The sequence below is a fragment of the Microvirga alba genome (assembly GCF_015694465.1).
Taxonomy (GTDB): domain Bacteria; phylum Pseudomonadota; class Alphaproteobacteria; order Rhizobiales; family Beijerinckiaceae; genus Microvirga; species Microvirga alba.
In genome coordinates this window covers 188920-204254 of sequence record NZ_JADQDO010000005.1, presented here as the reverse complement: position 1 = coordinate 204254, position 15335 = coordinate 188920, and the positions used below count along the sequence as shown (strand labels likewise).

Here is a 15335-nt window from a genome sequence, read left to right as displayed (position 1 = left end):
AATGCTCTAGGTTTATGGCCTTATCCGGCTGGTTTGGCGAGAGGCAGGTGAAACGATGTTCACGGTTTTGGATCGCATCAGTTGGCCCGGATCTCCTGAAAAGCCGAATGAGGATTCCTGCGGCGCATCCGGCGACTGGGCCTGGGTCATCGACACGTCGATCTTTCCTGGCACGCCCGCGATCATGAACAAGGGCAGCGACGCGACATGGCTGGCCCTGTTCGTGAGCGAGCGCCTGTCCGATCTCGCGCCGAACGCTGAGAACGGCGTCGATCTGATACGCCATGTCATGGAAGAGGCGCGCACCGCCTTCATGGCGGTGGCCCCGCAGGAGCGTCAGGACTTCGTCACCTGGCCAGTCGGGGCCATGACCCTGGTACGCCGCCGGAACCAGAGCCTCGACGTCTGGACCTTCGCTGACACCACGGCCTTCGTGCATCACCCCGATGGAACCTTGCTCACGGTGGGCGAGGCACCCGACCTGCGCAAGTTCGAGATGGCCAAGGCGCGCGAATTGCTCGACATCAGCGGCGCGACGCCGAAGAACATCTTCGAGACGCCCGCGTTCCAGGCCTGGCTCGCGGAACGCCGCCAGCGCCAAAAGCAGGGCAAGGGGCTGGCCCTTCTGGGCCTTGACCCCAGCGCCGCCGACCGCATGCGGCACGAGGCGGTGCCGTGCCCCGACGGCTCGACGATCCTCCTCACCAGTGACGGCTTCTCGGCGCTCGTCGATCTCTACGGGCAGATGGACGCCAAGGAATTGGTAGAGACCGCTCTCACCTTCGGCCTGGAGCGCCTCGCGGAGACCGCGCGGAAGATTGAAACCGAAGTCGACCCTAACGGGAAGCTCTATCCGCGCTTCAAGGTCAGCGACGACACGACGGCACTGCTTTTGCGGGCCTGAAGTACCGTCTTTCAGGTCATTGCGGGCATGTTCTGCGCTGCCGGCCGCCGGCCGCCCGCTCTGACCAGCGCCTCGATCCGCTTCTCGATGGAGGGGTGGGTCGCGAAGAGCTCTCCTAAGCCTCGGCGCGGATTGTCGAGGCACATTTCCATGATTCCGGAGGGCGCGCCCTCGAGGTCGCTGTGGCCATCGATTTTGAGGAGAGCGGAGATCATCGCATCGGGATTGCGGGTCAGTTCCACCGCTCCCGCATCGGCGAGATATTCCCGCTGACGGGAAAGGGTGAAGCGGATCACGCGGGAGAGCCCCCACGCGAGCACAATGCAGACCAGCGCCAGAATGACCGCCGCGGCCTGTCCGGAATTCTTGCTTTTCTCCGAGCCTTGGGGAAGGCGCGGGCCGTTTCCGATCCAGCGGAAGACCAATTCTCCGATAAAGGACATCACGCCGACCACGAACACCGCGATGATCATCAGGCGCACATCGCCATTGCGGATATGGGTCAGTTCGTGCGCCAGCACCGCTTCGATTTCCGCATCATCGAGGGTGTCGAGAAGGCCGCGCGTGACGGTGATCGTGTATTGTTCGGGCCGCACGCCGGCGGCGAAGGCATTGAGGGCCGAGGTCTCGGTGATCCGCAGCCGAGGGACAGCCATGCCCCGCGACAGGCAAAGGTTTTCGAGAAGGTTGTAGAGCCGCGCGTCCTGGGTCCGTGTCACGAGCTTCGCGCCCATGAGGAGGCCGAGGGCGACTTCATTGATGCGAAACCCGATCCAGACCCACAGGGCCACCGCTGCCGATGCGAAAGGGGCCAGCCAGAGCGAGTCATAGAGGGCGGAGCGGATCAGGTCGGCGAGGGCGCCGGCCTCGTCCACGCCGGCTCGCACCAGAAGCGCCAGGGCGAAGGCCAGCAGATAGAACAGCACGAAGAGGCCGCCGATGAGAAAGGTCGAGCGGCGGCGATTGGCTGCGATCTGCGTATAGAGGCCGAAAGCGGGGAGCACGGCCGGTTGCTAGAAGGCCACTTTCGGGGGCGCTTCCAGCGTCTGGCGCTGCACCTCGCCGAGATCGAAGAAGTCCTTCTGGGAAAAGCCCATCGCTCCGGCAAAAACCACCGCCGGGAAGGATTGAATGGCGGCATTGTACTCGGCCACGCCATTGTTGAAGAACCGCCGCGCGGCTGCGAGCTTGTTCTCGATATCCGACAGGTCGAGCTGCAATTGCTGGAAATTGGCGCTGGCCTTGAGGTCGGGATAGGCCTCGCCCAGGGCCAGAAGCCGCCCGAGCGCTCCGGAGAGGGCCCCCTCGGCGGCGGCCTGCTCGGCCGGGTTGTGGGCCTGAAGAGCGGCGTTGCGGGTCTGGACCACGGCTTCCAGCGTCCCGCGCTCGTGGGCGGCATAGCCCTTCACGGTCTCGACCAGGTTGGGGATAAGATCGTGCCGCTGTTTCAACTGCACGTCGATATCGGCAAAGGCCTGGGTTACGCGCTGCCGCAGCGTCACAAGCCCGTTATAGGTTCCGATCCCGTAGAGCAGGACGAGAACGACGACGCCTCCGATGACCCATTCCAAAGCCAGACCCTCCAACGATTTCCTCACACATCGCACGGGTAGGCCTTTTTGCTCAAGGTCCAAGTCTGTCTTCCTCGAACTACAAGTCTGTATTCCTCGAACTCCAGTCTCAAACTCGTTTTTGAGCAGGCGGTCTTCCACCCAGGCGGCGCTGGTCCCCGAGATGGGCTCCAGGCGATGGGTCTACGCTGACTTCTCCCTTTGGAAAACCTCTTAAAAGCCTTGAAAATATCGCGTTTTTCGCCCAGTTAAGAATTTGATTTTCAATTGAGATTCGCGTGCGCTATCCGAGCGCATGGTAAGAGCGGCGAAAGTCGTCTTCCCCGAGACGGCGGCACGTTTTTAAGAAAGACCGACCTTGACCGATCCGAACGATAACCGCCCCGGCGGCCCCGGTGGGGATCAACCGGCCAGCGACATCAAGCTGATTTCCATCGTCGACGAGATGAAGCGCTCCTATCTCGATTACGCCATGAGCGTGATCGTGAGCCGCGCTCTCCCCGACGCCCGCGACGGCCTCAAGCCCGTGCATCGCCGCATTCTCTACGCGATGCACGAGAGCGGCTATACGCCCGACAAGAAGCACGTGAAGTCGTCCCGCATCGTCGGTGACGTGATGGGTCAATATCACCCGCACGGCGACCAATCGATCTACGACGCCTTGGTGCGCATGGCGCAGGATTTCGCGCTGCGCGTGCTGCTGGTGGACGGGCAGGGCAATTTCGGTTCGGTGGACGGCGATCCCCCGGCAGCCATGCGTTACACCGAGTCCCGTCTGACCCGCGCGGCGATGCCGCTGCTCGAGGACATTGACAAGGACACGGTCGATTTCAACCCGAACTACGACGAGTCGAAGTTCGAGCCGTCGGTGCTGCCGGCGCGCTTCCCGAACCTTCTGGTCAATGGCGCGGGTGGCATCGCGGTCGGCATGGCCACCAACATGCCGCCGCACAATCTCGGCGAGGTCATCGACGGCTGCATCGCCCTCATCGACAACCCCGACATCTCGACGGAAGAACTGATCGAGATCATCCCCGGCCCGGATTTCCCGACCGGCGGCATGATTTTGGGTCGCGCCGGCGTGCGCTCGGCCTATACAACGGGCCGCGGCTCGATCGTCATGCGGTGCAAATCCGAGGTCGAGGAGGTCCGCAAGGAGCGCGAGGCGATCATCGTCACCGAGATCCCGTATCAGGTGAACAAGGCCTCGCTGATCGAGAAGATCGCCGAACTGGTGCGCGAGAAGAGGGTCGAGGGCATCTCCGACCTTCGCGACGAATCCGACCGCGACGGCATGCGCATCGTCATCGAGATCAAGCGCGACGCCATGGCGGACGTGGTGCTGAACCAGCTCTACCGCTACACGCCGCTGCAGACGAGCTTCGGCGCCAACATGGTGGCGCTGAACGGCGGGCGTCCGGAGCTGATGACGCTCAAGGACCTGATCCACGCGTTCGTCGATTTCCGCGAGGAAGTCGTTTCCCGCCGGACCAAGTATCTGCTCAACAAGGCCCGCGAACGCGCCCACGTGTTGTGCGGGCTTGCCATCGCGGTCGCCAATATCGACGAGGTCATCCGCCTCATCCGCACCGCGCCGGACCCGAACACCGCCCGCGAATCCCTCATGGGCCGTGATTGGCCGGCCTCCGACATCGCGCCGCTGATCGCGTTGGTGGACGATCCGCGCCACAAGATCAACGATGATGGCAGCTACCGTCTCTCCGAGACCCAGGCCCGCGCCATCCTCGATCTGCGCCTGCAGCGCCTGACCGCACTTGGCCGGGATGAAATCGGCGACGAATTGTCGAAGCTAGCGGCTGAGATCTCTGATTACCTCGAGATCCTGCGCTCGCGCGTCCGCATCATGACCATCATCAAGGACGAGCTGACCCAGATCCGCGACTCCTTCGCGACGCCGCGCAAGACCCAGATCGTGGACTGGGACTCGGACGTGGACGACGAGGATCTGATCCAGCGCGAGGACATGGTCGTCACCGTGTCTCATGCGGGTTACATCAAGCGCGTGCCGCTCTCGACCTACCGGGCGCAGCGCCGCGGCGGCAAGGGCCGCGCCGGCATGACGACCCGCGACGAGGATTTCGTCACCCGTCTCTTCGTGGCGAACACCCACACGCCGGTGCTGTTCTTCTCCTCCAGGGGCAAGGCCTACAAGGAGAAGGTGTGGCGGCTTCCGCTCGCGGCCCCGAACGCCAAGGGCAAGGCGCTGGTCAACATGCTGCCGTTGGAGCAGGGCGAGCGCATCACCACCATCATGCCGTTGCCTGAGGACGAGGCGTCCTGGGACAAGCTCGACGTGATGTTCTCCACCTCGCGTGGCACGGTGCGCCGCAACAAGCTGTCGGATTTCGCGCAGGTGAACCGCGCGGGCAAGATCGCCATGAAGCTCGACGAGGGTGAGTCCATCCTTGGCGTGCAGATCTGCACCGAGAACGACGACGTGCTTCTCACCACGGCCAAGGGCCAGTGCATCCGCTTCGCGGTGCCGGAGGTTCGCGTCTTCAAGGGCCGCGATTCGATGGGTGTGCGCGGTATCAATCTCGCCGAAGGCGACCAGATCATCTCCATGGCGATCCTGCGCCACATGGCGGCGACCGGCGAGGAACGGGCCGGCTATCTCAAGATGCGCCGTGCCATCACGGGCGAGCATGCCAATGCCGAGGCCGAGGTTGCCGAGGCCGGCGACGAGGAGAATGTGGCCGCCGACGCCCTGTCGATGGAGCGTTACACGGAGATGAGCGCCTACGAGCAGTTCATCCTGACGCTTTCGGAGAAGGGATACGGCAAGCGCACCTCGTCCTACGAGTACCGCATCACCGGACGCGGCGGCAAAGGCATCACGGCCATGGCGGTCAACAGCCGCAACGGCCAGCTCGTGGCCTCGTTCCCGGTCGAGAATTCCGACCAGATCATGCTCGTCACCGATGGCGGCCAGCTGATCCGCGTGCCGGTCGACGGCATCCGCACCGTCGGCCGCAACTCGCAAGGCGTCACAGTGTTCTCGACCAAGGGCAAGGAACGCGTCGTCTCGGTGGAGCACATCGTGGGAGAGGACGCGGAAGAGGGCGATGCCGAGGCCGGTGAAAACGGCGAGGGCGATGTCGCCGAGGGCGGCGAGGAGTAAGCCCCGCGCTTCCGCAGCTTTATTATCTGTCATGGCCGGGCTCGTCCCGGCCATTTCAATTTCGGGCCAGCGGATCGCTAGGCTGATCCGTAACTCCTCACTCTCGCTTCCCGGGTTGACCCGCTGGCGAAGTGGCCTCCCGTTAAATGAAGCGTGGATCGCGTTTCGGCTGGATGATGGGAACGGCTTTTCGCAACTGTTGGAAGTAGGCGTTCCGGAACGCTTCCGCGCGACGTTGGCCGTCCTTCCTGTCGGTTGTGGAGAAGCGGATCTTGACGAACTTGCCATGAGCGATGGTGAGGAACGCAAAGGAGGCGTGGTTTGTGCCGCGCGATGTAACCGTCATGCGAGCGGACGCAACGTTGTCCCTCACGGAGGCGGCGTCGACCTTCACGGCGTCGTATTTGCCAAGGTCCTTCGCCAGGAGAATTGCCTGGAGAACGACATACATCTCGCGCGCCAACTCATCCTTCGCGGGCGCTGCGAGGTTCAAATCCTTGTCGTAGACATAGATATCCGCCCAACTGAAAGCTTTCGCCTGATAGCTCACGCTGAAGCCGGAGCCGGATTGCCGGTAGGTCGTTGTGCCGCCACGGGTAAGATCGCCGATGGAAGCGGGGAAGGGGAACCCTTCTATGACGACACCGGAGCCGGTATCTCGCGGAGCGTCCTGCGCGGATGAAGGGGCTGCGTAGCCACTCATTGCGAGGAAAGCGATGACAGAAAGGCAACGAAAAACGGAAAGGCGCATATCAGCCATCACATGAAACGACATATCGTATATCGTAACGTGGGCCGGCAAGCTTACAAGCCGCTTGCGCGTCGGCGCGTCATTCAGGACCCGGCGAGGCGTCGGGTTCGTGCTGTCGTGCCGGTAAAGGAGACGTCGCTGCTCAAAGCGCGGCCAAGGAATAGCTCGCCCATGCGGCTGGGCTCAGGACGACGGCGGCGGTCAATGCGACGATGAAGAGACGCAGGATCATCAAAACCTCCTGGCGGAACGCCGAGAATGTTCTCCCACGGGCTCCTTCCACCTGCCGTGCGCCGCCGCACGGCTTGCTCCCGCGACGTTCTCAAGCTACGCCATAGCCTTATGACCCGCACCGCGCTCTATACCGGCAGCTTCGACCCCGTCACCAACGGCCACATCGATGTGGTGCGTCAGGCCTGCCGCGCGGCCGACAGGATCGTGATCGCGATCGGCGTTCATTCCTCGAAAACACCGATTTTTTCGGCCGACGAGAGGGCCGAGCTGCTTCGGGCGGTGTGCGAGCCGATCCTGAAGGCTCAGGGCACCGCATTGGAGGTCGTGACCTTCAACGATCTGGCGGTCGATGCCGCGAGGCGCCATGGCGCGTCGCTAATCGTCCGGGGGCTACGGGACGGCACGGATTTCGACTACGAGATCCAGATGGCTTCCATGAACGCCACCATGGCGCCGGAGGTTCAGACGGTCTTCTTCGCCGCCTCGCCGCCGGTTCGCCCCATCACCGCCACGCTCGTGCGCCAGATCGCGGCCATGGGCGGCGACGTCTCGGCCTTCGTGCCGGACCTTGTCGCAAAGCGGTTGAAAGACAAATTCAAGCGGCAGTGACGCCGCCCAATCCCCAAAGGAGACTTTCTTATGAAGCGTTTGCTCGCAGCCGGTGCGCTCGTGCTCGCCAGCCTCGTTCCCGCCGCCGCCCAGCAGGCCGCAGACCCCCAGAACACGATCTTCCTCGACACCAAGGATGGCCGCGTCACCATCCGCCTACGCCCGGACCTCGCGCCCAAGCATGTGGCGCAGATCAAGGCTCTGGCGAAGCGCGGCTTCTATGACGGCGTAGTGTTCCACCGGGTGATCGACGGCTTCATGGCTCAGACCGGCGATCCGACCGGCACCGGCACGGGCAAGTCCGACCTGCCCAATATCCCCGCCGAGTTCACGCAGACCCCCTACAAGCGCGGCTCCGTCGGCATGGCCCGGTCGCAGAGCCCGGATTCGGCCAACAGCCAGTTCTTCATCTGCTATGACGGCTGCGGCCCGCTCACCGGCCAGTACACCCTCTTCGGCGAAGTCGTGTCCGGTATGGACGCGGTCGACAAGATCAAGAAGGGCAATGCGGCCAACAACGGCATGGTCACGAATCCCGACAAGATCGTGAAGATGCAAGTGGCCGCCGACGCGAAGTAATGCGGTCTGGCCCCCTGATCCGAGCGTGGCGGGTTTCCGCCGCGCTTCTTCTCACTATGCCCGGAGCGGTGCCTCTGGCCGCGCAGGAGCGGCCGGAAACACCGAGCGGCGTGGTGAGGCCGCGGGCCGATTCAACGCGCGTCGAGCGCGTCAACCGCCTGAGCGAGGTCTTCGACGCCATTCAGGCGTGTTGGCGACCGCCTTCGGGAAGCGGGTTTTCGGGGCAGGAAATCACGCTGCAGATCAGCTTCAAGCGCAGCGGCGAGGTTCTGGGTCAGCCAAAAATCCGTTACTACAATCCCGGAACCCAACCGGAGCTGCGCGAAGCGTTCACGCGCTCCGTCCGTCAGGCTTTCGAACAATGCACGCCGCTTCCCGTGACCGAGAGCCTCGGCGCAGCGATTGCCGGACGTCCCTTCATCTTCCGTTTCGTCGATACCCGGCCTATGTGAGCGGGCAGGCCAAATCTGACGTCACTCTTTCAAGAGCCATCCTAGGAGAATTTCATGGCAGACCCGGAAAACACCCTTATTCTCGAAACCACCAAGGGCCGCGTAGTCATTGAGCTGCGCCCCGACCTCGCGCCCAAGCACGTCGAGCGCATCAAGACGCTTGCCCGCCAGGGCTTTTATGACGGCATCGCCTTCCACCGCGTCATCGACGGTTTCATGGCCCAGACCGGCTGCCCGCAAGGCACCGGCACCGGCGGTTCGGATTTGCCCGACCTCCAGGCCGAGTTCAACGCCGAGCCGCATGTGCGCGGCATCTGCTCCATGGCGCGGACGAACTATCCGCATTCCGCGAACTCGCAGTTCTTTATCGTCTTCGACGACGCCCGATTCCTCGACAAGCAATACACCGTCTGGGGCAAGGTGACCGAAGGCATGGAGAACGTGGACAAGATCAAGCGCGGCGAGCCTGTGCGCGAGCCGGACCGGATCGTCTCCATGAAGGTCGCGGCGGACGCCGCTTAAGGCATCTGGCGCTGTATACTCTCCTCCCCCTTGTGGGGAGGAGTTGGAGTGGGGGTGTGGGGGCTTTGCTCATTCAGGTCTGTGCCGCCACCCCCACCCTAACCCTCCCCCCAAAGGGGAGGCGACGCATTTGGCGCTCAGCCGCTCCTGCCTCTTCGAAGTTTCTGTCTCATGCGCGTCGATCTTTTCGATTTTGATCTTCCCGAAGACCGGATCGCGCTCCGCCCCGCGGAGCCGCGCGACGCCGCGCGGCTGCTCGTGGTGCGGCCCGAGGCGACGTCGTTCGAGGATCGCGTCGTCCGCGATCTACCCGACCTGCTGGAGCCCGGCGACGTGCTGGTGCTCAACAACACCAAGGTCATTCCCTCGCGGCTTTACGGCCTGCGCGTGCGTGAGGAAACGGCGGCGCGGGTCGAGATCATGCTGCACAAACGGGAGGGCGCGGATCGCTGGCGCGCCTTCGCCCGCCCGGCAAAGAAGCTTCATATCGGCGACCGAATCCGTTTCGGGGATTCGTCCGAGAGCAATGTATGCGAATTGGTGCATCTCGATGCCGAAGTGGAGGAAAAGGGCGAGGCTGGCGAGGTCACGCTTCGCTTTGCGTTCTCAGGCCCCGCTCTTGATGAGGCCATCGCCCGGCTCGGCGAGCTGCCGCTGCCCCCTTACATCGCGGGAAAACGCGCCACCGATGACAAGGATCGGGCCGATTATCAGACGGTCTATGCGCGTGACGAGGGCGCGGTCGCTGCACCCACGGCCGGTTTACATTTCACCGACGACCTGTTCCGCCGCCTCGACGAGCGCGGCATAGCCCGCCATTTCGTGACGCTGCATGTGGGCGCGGGCACGTTCTTGCCCGTAAAGGCGGACGACACAGCCGAGCACCGGATGCACGCGGAATGGGGTTCGATCACCGAGGAAACCGCGCGGGCGCTCAACGAGGCCAAGGCGCGGGGAGGGCGCATCGTTGCCGTCGGCACGACCTCGCTCCGGTTGCTGGAAAGCGCGGCGCGCGAGGACGGCACCATCGCGCCGTTCTCCGGAGACACTGCCATTTTCATCACGCCGGGCTATCGCTTCAAGGCGGTGGATGTGCTGATGACCAATTTCCATCTGCCGCGGTCGACTCTGTTCATGCTGGTCTCGGCCTTTGCGGGGCTGGAGCGCATGCGCGCGGGCTATGAATACGCGATTGGGAACGGCTATCGGTTCTATTCCTACGGCGATGGCTCTCTGCTGTTCCGGTCGTAGCGTCTTTCACGCCGGGGCAAGGCTATCGACGTTGTCGCGGTCCGAGCAAACGCGGTTGCGTCCGCTATTCTTCGCCGCATAAAGCTGTCTGTCGGCTCGGCTCATGAGCTGCTGCAGGGTTTCGCCCGGCCGATGGTCCGCGACGCCGAAACTCGCCGTGGTGGCTGACATTCCGTGAATTCCCTCAGTACCCGAGGCTTCGAACAGCGCGCGAACGTGCTCCGAAAAACCAGTTGCGCCGCTCGGCGCACATTCGGCGAGAAGCACGGCGAATTCTTCGCCGCCGATCCGCCCGACAATATCGTTCCGCCGAACATGCGCGGTCAGAAGCTCCGAGAGCATTTTGATGACGCGATCGCCCGCTGGATGGCCGTAATCGTCGTTGATGCGCTTGAAATGATCGATATCGCAAACGATTAGGCAGATGGGATGAAACCTGCCGCTCGAAATCACGGCAGAGGCTGTCTCGTCGAAGCCGCGTCGATTGTAGGCCCCGGTCAGGGCGTCCGTGGTGCTCTGCTTTTTAAGGTCGTTGGTGATGTCGACGGCGACGGCGGAAAGCAGCGCCAACCCGATGAGCACGGCGCTGACGATGAGCGAGAAACGAAGAGCGAGCCAGAACGGCGCATCGCTGAAAGCCATCAGGTTGGAATCGACTTCCCCTGGCTTGATGGTCAGCAGCGGCCGCAGGATGAGCTGAATGCTCAGCACCAGAAAGAGCCAGAAGATGACCTTATCGACAGGATGATCGTAGCGCGATGGGCGGATGCGATGGGCCGCGACCGCGAAAAGCGATCCGCATCCGAAGCTCACGATGTAGATGCGTGTGATTAGGCTGTTGTCGAAATAACGATAATAAAAAGCCGCGATCAGCGTTGCCGTTAATATGATCGCCGTCTGAAGATAATTCAGATTATTGTTTTTTCTCTTTAGGCATCCTTCGGTCAGCAGTGTGACGCAGCATAAATATAGTGCCGTGGAAAGAAACGTATTCCGTCCGATGCCTTCTGGTGCGATGAATATAGGTGAGCTCGTCGCTAGCGTATAAAAGGTAGCTCCGCCCGCGAGGTGCAAAACATATGTAAAATTGCGATGGTACGACCACAAAGCCAATAAGAAGATCGTAAATATGGTGCCGATGACGGGGCTCACGATCTGCACCAATTGATATCCGCTCATGAAATGGAACCCTTCAATGTTCCTTGGGGCAGGGAGCAGTAAACGATCCTTGTCGAGGCCTCGCGTATTGTCGTTGATGATATATAATTAAATACCATAACCCATCTTTTGCAGTTTCTACGAGTTATGTCGTTTCATAACGTGTCCGATATGGAGCGCAATTCTGGCGACGATAGTCGATGGAGCGTATGTAGCTGTGAATTATTAATAGTTTACGTATTTTATTGCCACGATCTTTTGACAGACGATTCCCCGGGGCGGTTCCACCGCCAATTATTCATGCGTAACCGCTTTGTTCAGCCGTTAAATGAGTGTTTTCCTGACCGATTGCTTTAGCGCTCGATCAGGCTCGTCCGCCGCTTCCCCTCATGCCCATGATCGGGGATAAGACGGCGGAGTTTTTGCAGGATCACCAATGACCACCGATCAATTCACCTTCACCGTCACCAAGACCGATGGCGCGGCCCGGACCGGCGAGATCCGTATGCCGCGCGGCGTCATTCGCACACCGGCCTTCATGCCGGTCGGTACGGCGGCGACCGTGAAGGCAATGTATCCGGATCAGGTGAAGGCTCTCGGCGCGGACGTGGTGCTCGGCAACACCTATCACCTCATGCTGCGGCCGTCAGCGGAGCGGGTCGCGCGGCTCGGCGGGCTGCACAAATTCATGAACTGGCCCTATCCGATCCTCACCGATTCCGGCGGTTTCCAGGTCATGTCCCTGTCGGCGCTGCGCAAGATCGATGAGAGCGGCGTCACCTTCCAGTCGCATATCGACGGCTCGACCCATGTGATGACGCCGGAGCGCTCCATAGAGATTCAGGGGCTGCTCGGCTCCGACATCCAGATGCAGCTTGACGAATGCGTGAAGCTGCCCTGCACCGAGGCGGTGGCGGAAAAGGCCATGCGCCTGTCCTTGCGCTGGGCGGAGCGCTGTCGCGTTGCTTTCGGCGAGCAGCCGGGCCGGGCCATGTTCGGCATCGTGCAGGGCGGGGAGGTGGAGCGTCTGCGGATCGAGAGCGCGAAGGAACTGGCGAACCTCGACCTGAAGGGCTACGCCATCGGCGGTCTTGCGGTCGGCGAGCCGCAGGATGTGATGCTGCGGATGATCGAGACCGTCGAGCCGTACATGCCGAACACCAAACCACGCTACCTCATGGGCGTCGGAACGCCGGACGACATCGTGGAATCGGTCCGGCGCGGAGTCGATATGTTCGATTGCGTCATGCCGACCCGCGCGGGACGCCACGGACTGGTCTTCACCCGCTTCGGCCGCATGAATCTCCGCAACGCGAGATTCGCGGAAGATACGCGGCCCCTCGATGCGGAATCGAAATGCGCCGCGTCGAACACCTATTCGCGCGCCTATCTCCACCACCTCGTCCGCTCGAACGAGATTTTGGGCATGATGCTGCTGACCTGGAACAACCTGGCCTATTACCAGGAATTGATGGCGGGCCTGCGCAAGGCCATCGCGGAGGGCCGGCTTGAGGATCACATCGGCGAGGTTAAGGAAGGCTGGGCGAAGGGAGAGCACGACGGCAAGGTCGAGGCGGGGGCTGGAGCCGTGGCGGCAAGCGCCTAAGGCGAGAGACTGAGCAAGAGAGTGCCTTTGGAAAAATTTACTTAGGCACCTCGCCTCGATATTATGAAATCAAGTTAACGGACGGCATGATGATCTAGATAGAAGACAAATCTATGAGTTGACGGTCTGTCTTCGCACTCCGAGGATGACACCCGCAGCGCTTAGATCTTTAACGTCATACGCGCTTAGCGAAGGGTCGATAGCTGAGGGCAGCTTTGAAGGATCACCGGGTAAAACCTTCATAGTGACGAAGGCTAGTTCTAATTCATCCGCGATGCGCTGCCAATCAGATGGCCGGAGGCGGTTGCCGCGACGATCACAGTCCGCTTCAGTCCAGTCTGTATTCGCAGCTAAGAACGCAAACGGCTCCCTGTGAAAATCTCGATGATCTTCGACATGGATACGGTGGATCATAGTTCCATCAGGTCTTAACATAGCAAATAGGTTTGAAAATATCGGGTTAGCCGCACTAACTGGTACGTGCTCAAGCACAGAGGTCGACGTGATTACGTCGAAAGCCCGATCGAGAGGGCCCCGCGCCGCATCAAAGGGTGCAATGTAGCTAATCCCGAGTTCAGCAAGCCCTTCCAAAGACCAATCCCTGCGCCGCAGTAGGCCCATGAGACGCGCTTGAACGTTGTCGGGAGTGTCGTATCTGCCGAGTGTCGCAACAATCTTTTCTGGGTCAACACCTCGGCAAGCAACCGATACCTCTGCTGGCTGCAGGATCGGGAAATAGTCCACTGCAACGACTTCCCGAGCTCCGGCAAGGTGATAGACGAGAGCTTCAGATAGGAGATGACCAGAGCCAAACTCAAGACAGTGCGCCCCTGATAAGCGTTCAATGCCGCCCCACGCCATCATCTCAGCCAGCTGAGTGGAGATGAGGTCCAGTCGCTTTGCACCGGTCGCAAGCCGCTTTGCGCGAAGATACTGCACCCATCCGGGGGCATGTCCTGCGCTGTTCATGAGGATTTTCAAATGCTCACGCCAGCGCCCAGGAAGAGCGCGAAAAATTCCAATGGCGGACGCTGAGATTGTTTCTGTCGATTTTCTCATCGCGGAGAATCTAAGCCCCACGTAAGACATTTTTCAATCAAGAATGGAAAGTTTGACGAAAGAATAAGATATGTTGTTATATTGCCAATAGGGAGAGGGCTAATATGAGTGCCTTCACAAAGGTTTCCTTAGGCGCCACGCCTCGATATTACGAAATCAAGTTAACAGACGGCGATTTTGATCTAAATCGCAGCTTTCGCTTCGCGGCTGTGACCGCAGATGCGGTCATGCCGGATGATTATGTCCTCGGAACTGAGGCTCTACGTTTCGATCTGAACAATTTTCGGTTCGAGAGAGTGACCACAGGCTCTCCGCGCAAAGATAAACACGAGTGGCAGCCGAGAATATCGCCGGATGGCCAGACCGTAATATTCAAAACCGATAAGGGCTTGGTAAGCAAAAATTTCGCCACCGGAGCCCTGACCACTGCGCATGAAACTCATGCTCCCGATCACACGGGAGGGTCTGTTAAATCCGCCGATGGATCGATCCTTTCTCTCGGAGGCGCCTATTCGGCCGCCATGATCGAAACGAGTGGCGGTGAGTATTCGATCGTCATTACAGCGAAGGCAACCGGGAAATTCGTTACCGTTCCGACCATGGCGGCCGGTGCTTTTGAAACGGATAGCAAACCCTTGGTCACCGCAATCTCCAACGATGGACGTTTCGTTCTTTATCAGGATTTCGAGAGCACTTTTTACGGCGATCGGCCGGCCGACCACGTCGTCGATATCGTGCGCTACACGACTATGCAGGCGGCTAAGGAAGACCGAGATTTGGTTATGGACATCGGCACGATGGGTGCTTCGAAAGTATTCGTCGATTGGGGAGACGGCTCACGCGTCACTGAGACCGCAGGGAGGGGCGCGACGACCTTGATGCACGGCTATGGGGCTGACGGGACCTATCACGTTACGCTCAAGGCCCTCTGCTCGTCCACGACCACCCAGCAACGAACCGCGATTGTCGCCAGCACTGCCAACACGGGTGAGGTGCAGCAAAACCTGTCGGGGACGGCCGGGCATGACATCGTTCTCGGCTCTCCGGGTTCCGACGCTGTTGCTCTCGGAGGCGGGGATGATATCGCACGCACAGGAGCGGGGGACGACATCCTTCGAGGAGGACTCGGCAACGACACGCTGATCGGTGGCTCGGGCAGGGACATCTTCATCTTCGATACCAAGCCGAACAAGAAGACGAACCTCGACAAGATCGTTGACTTCAACGTCAAGGAGGACACGATCTGGCTCGATAATGCGATATTCAAGAAGCTCGGCACGGGCACGGAAATCAAGCCAGTCATGTTGAACAAGGCGTTCTTCATCATCGGCAATCATGCCAAGGACAAGAACGACTACATCTACTACGACAACAAAACGGGTATCCTATCCTACGATGCCGATGGATCGGGTGCGGGCGCCGCAGTGGAGCTGGCAATCCTGACCAGGAATCTCAAAATGACTGCGGCAAACTTCTTTATTATTTAACGGAATCGGG

At 60.8% G+C, this 15335-nt stretch carries 14 protein-coding genes; 9 read left to right on the top strand and 5 right to left on the bottom strand.

The window, feature by feature from the left end:
- Positions 1-55 precede the first annotated feature (55 nt).
- Positions 56-904, top strand: a complete 849-nt coding sequence (locus I2H38_RS12280; RefSeq protein ID WP_196272147.1) for a SpoIIE family protein phosphatase — start codon at positions 56-58, stop codon at positions 902-904.
- An 11-nt stretch (positions 905-915) separates the two neighbouring features.
- Here the strand turns inward: I2H38_RS12280 and I2H38_RS20990 are convergent, their stop codons facing one another.
- Both I2H38_RS20990 and I2H38_RS12270 read right to left on the bottom strand, forming a co-directional pair.
- Positions 916-1908: a M48 family metallopeptidase gene (locus tag I2H38_RS20990; RefSeq protein WP_196272146.1), complete on the bottom strand. Its 993-nt coding sequence runs from the start codon at positions 1906-1908 to the stop codon at positions 916-918.
- A 9-nt stretch (positions 1909-1917) separates the two neighbouring features.
- Positions 1918-2481 (bottom strand): LemA family protein, encoded by a 564-nt coding sequence (locus tag I2H38_RS12270; protein WP_196272241.1) that lies wholly within the window; start codon positions 2479-2481, stop codon positions 1918-1920.
- 352 nt (positions 2482-2833) lie between these two features.
- Here I2H38_RS12270 and gyrA point away from each other — a divergent pair, with 352 nt between their 5' ends.
- Positions 2834-5617 carry a DNA gyrase subunit A gene (gene gyrA / locus I2H38_RS12265; RefSeq protein WP_267875964.1) on the top strand — a complete coding sequence of 928 codons (2784 nt, stop codon included), beginning with the start codon at positions 2834-2836 and terminating at the stop codon, positions 5615-5617.
- Between the two features lie 142 nt (positions 5618-5759).
- Here gyrA and I2H38_RS12260 read toward each other — a convergent pair whose 3' ends face one another.
- Positions 5760-6320: a hypothetical protein gene (locus tag I2H38_RS12260; RefSeq protein ID WP_196272145.1), complete on the bottom strand. Its 561-nt coding sequence runs from the start codon at positions 6318-6320 to the stop codon at positions 5760-5762.
- Positions 6321-6710: 390 nt separating this feature from the next.
- On the opposite strand from I2H38_RS12260, the gene coaD reads away from it, so the two are divergent.
- The 5 genes from coaD (at position 6711) to queA (ending at position 10015) form a co-directional block, all read left to right on the top strand.
- Positions 6711-7211 carry a pantetheine-phosphate adenylyltransferase gene (coaD, locus tag I2H38_RS12255; RefSeq protein WP_196272239.1) on the top strand — a complete coding sequence of 167 codons (501 nt, stop codon included), beginning with the start codon at positions 6711-6713 and terminating at the stop codon, positions 7209-7211.
- Positions 7212-7241: 30 nt separating this feature from the next.
- Positions 7242-7790 (top strand): peptidylprolyl isomerase, encoded by a 549-nt coding sequence (locus tag I2H38_RS12250; RefSeq protein ID WP_196272144.1) that lies wholly within the window; start codon positions 7242-7244, stop codon positions 7788-7790.
- Positions 7790-8242 (top strand): hypothetical protein, encoded by a 453-nt coding sequence (locus tag I2H38_RS12245; protein ID WP_196272143.1) that lies wholly within the window; start codon positions 7790-7792, stop codon positions 8240-8242. The genes I2H38_RS12250 and I2H38_RS12245 overlap by 1 nt, the downstream gene beginning before the upstream one ends.
- 54 nt (positions 8243-8296) lie before the next feature.
- Positions 8297-8764, top strand: a complete 468-nt coding sequence (locus I2H38_RS12240; protein WP_196272142.1) for a peptidylprolyl isomerase — start codon at positions 8297-8299, stop codon at positions 8762-8764.
- A gap of 171 nt (positions 8765-8935) precedes the next feature.
- On the top strand, positions 8936-10015 hold the full coding sequence (gene queA, locus I2H38_RS12235) for a tRNA preQ1(34) S-adenosylmethionine ribosyltransferase-isomerase QueA (RefSeq protein ID WP_196272141.1): 1080 nt from the start codon (positions 8936-8938) through the stop codon (positions 10013-10015).
- 6 nt (positions 10016-10021) lie between these two features.
- Here the strand turns inward: queA and I2H38_RS12230 are convergent, their stop codons facing one another.
- The gene (locus tag I2H38_RS12230; protein WP_324617393.1) at positions 10022-11176 is read right to left on the bottom strand and encodes a GGDEF domain-containing protein; all 1155 of its coding nucleotides are present in this window, start codon (positions 11174-11176) and stop codon (positions 10022-10024) included.
- Between the two features lie 433 nt (positions 11177-11609).
- Here I2H38_RS12230 and tgt point away from each other — a divergent pair, with 433 nt between their 5' ends.
- Entirely contained in the window at positions 11610-12779 is a 1170-nt protein-coding gene (tgt, locus tag I2H38_RS12225) for a tRNA guanosine(34) transglycosylase Tgt (RefSeq protein ID WP_196272139.1), read from the top strand.
- 111 nt (positions 12780-12890) lie between these two features.
- Here tgt and I2H38_RS12220 read toward each other — a convergent pair whose 3' ends face one another.
- Positions 12891-13838: a methyltransferase domain-containing protein gene (locus I2H38_RS12220; protein WP_196272138.1), complete on the bottom strand. Its 948-nt coding sequence runs from the start codon at positions 13836-13838 to the stop codon at positions 12891-12893.
- Between the two features lie 104 nt (positions 13839-13942).
- Here I2H38_RS12220 and I2H38_RS12215 point away from each other — a divergent pair, with 104 nt between their 5' ends.
- A complete protein-coding gene (locus tag I2H38_RS12215) occupies positions 13943-15325 on the top strand; it encodes a calcium-binding protein (RefSeq protein WP_196272137.1) in 1383 nt (460 codons plus the stop codon).
- Positions 15326-15335: the final 10 nt, after the last annotated feature.

Coding starts and splice junctions, on each gene's coding strand:
- I2H38_RS12215 (WP_196272137.1), top strand. CDS start 13,943: ATGAGTGCCTTCACAAAGGTTTCCTTAGGCGCCACGCCTCGATATTAC.
- I2H38_RS12220 (WP_196272138.1), bottom strand. CDS start 13,838: ATGAGAAAATCGACAGAAACAATCTCAGCGTCCGCCATTGGAATTTTT.
- I2H38_RS12250 (WP_196272144.1), top strand. CDS start 7,242: ATGAAGCGTTTGCTCGCAGCCGGTGCGCTCGTGCTCGCCAGCCTCGTT.
- coaD (WP_196272239.1), top strand. CDS start 6,711: ATGACCCGCACCGCGCTCTATACCGGCAGCTTCGACCCCGTCACCAAC.
- I2H38_RS12245 (WP_196272143.1), top strand. CDS start 7,790: ATGCGGTCTGGCCCCCTGATCCGAGCGTGGCGGGTTTCCGCCGCGCTT.
- tgt (WP_196272139.1), top strand. CDS start 11,610: ATGACCACCGATCAATTCACCTTCACCGTCACCAAGACCGATGGCGCG.
- I2H38_RS12260 (WP_196272145.1), bottom strand. CDS start 6,320: ATGAGTGGCTACGCAGCCCCTTCATCCGCGCAGGACGCTCCGCGAGAT.
- I2H38_RS12280 (WP_196272147.1), top strand. CDS start 56: ATGTTCACGGTTTTGGATCGCATCAGTTGGCCCGGATCTCCTGAAAAG.
- I2H38_RS12240 (WP_196272142.1), top strand. CDS start 8,297: ATGGCAGACCCGGAAAACACCCTTATTCTCGAAACCACCAAGGGCCGC.
- queA (WP_196272141.1), top strand. CDS start 8,936: ATGCGCGTCGATCTTTTCGATTTTGATCTTCCCGAAGACCGGATCGCG.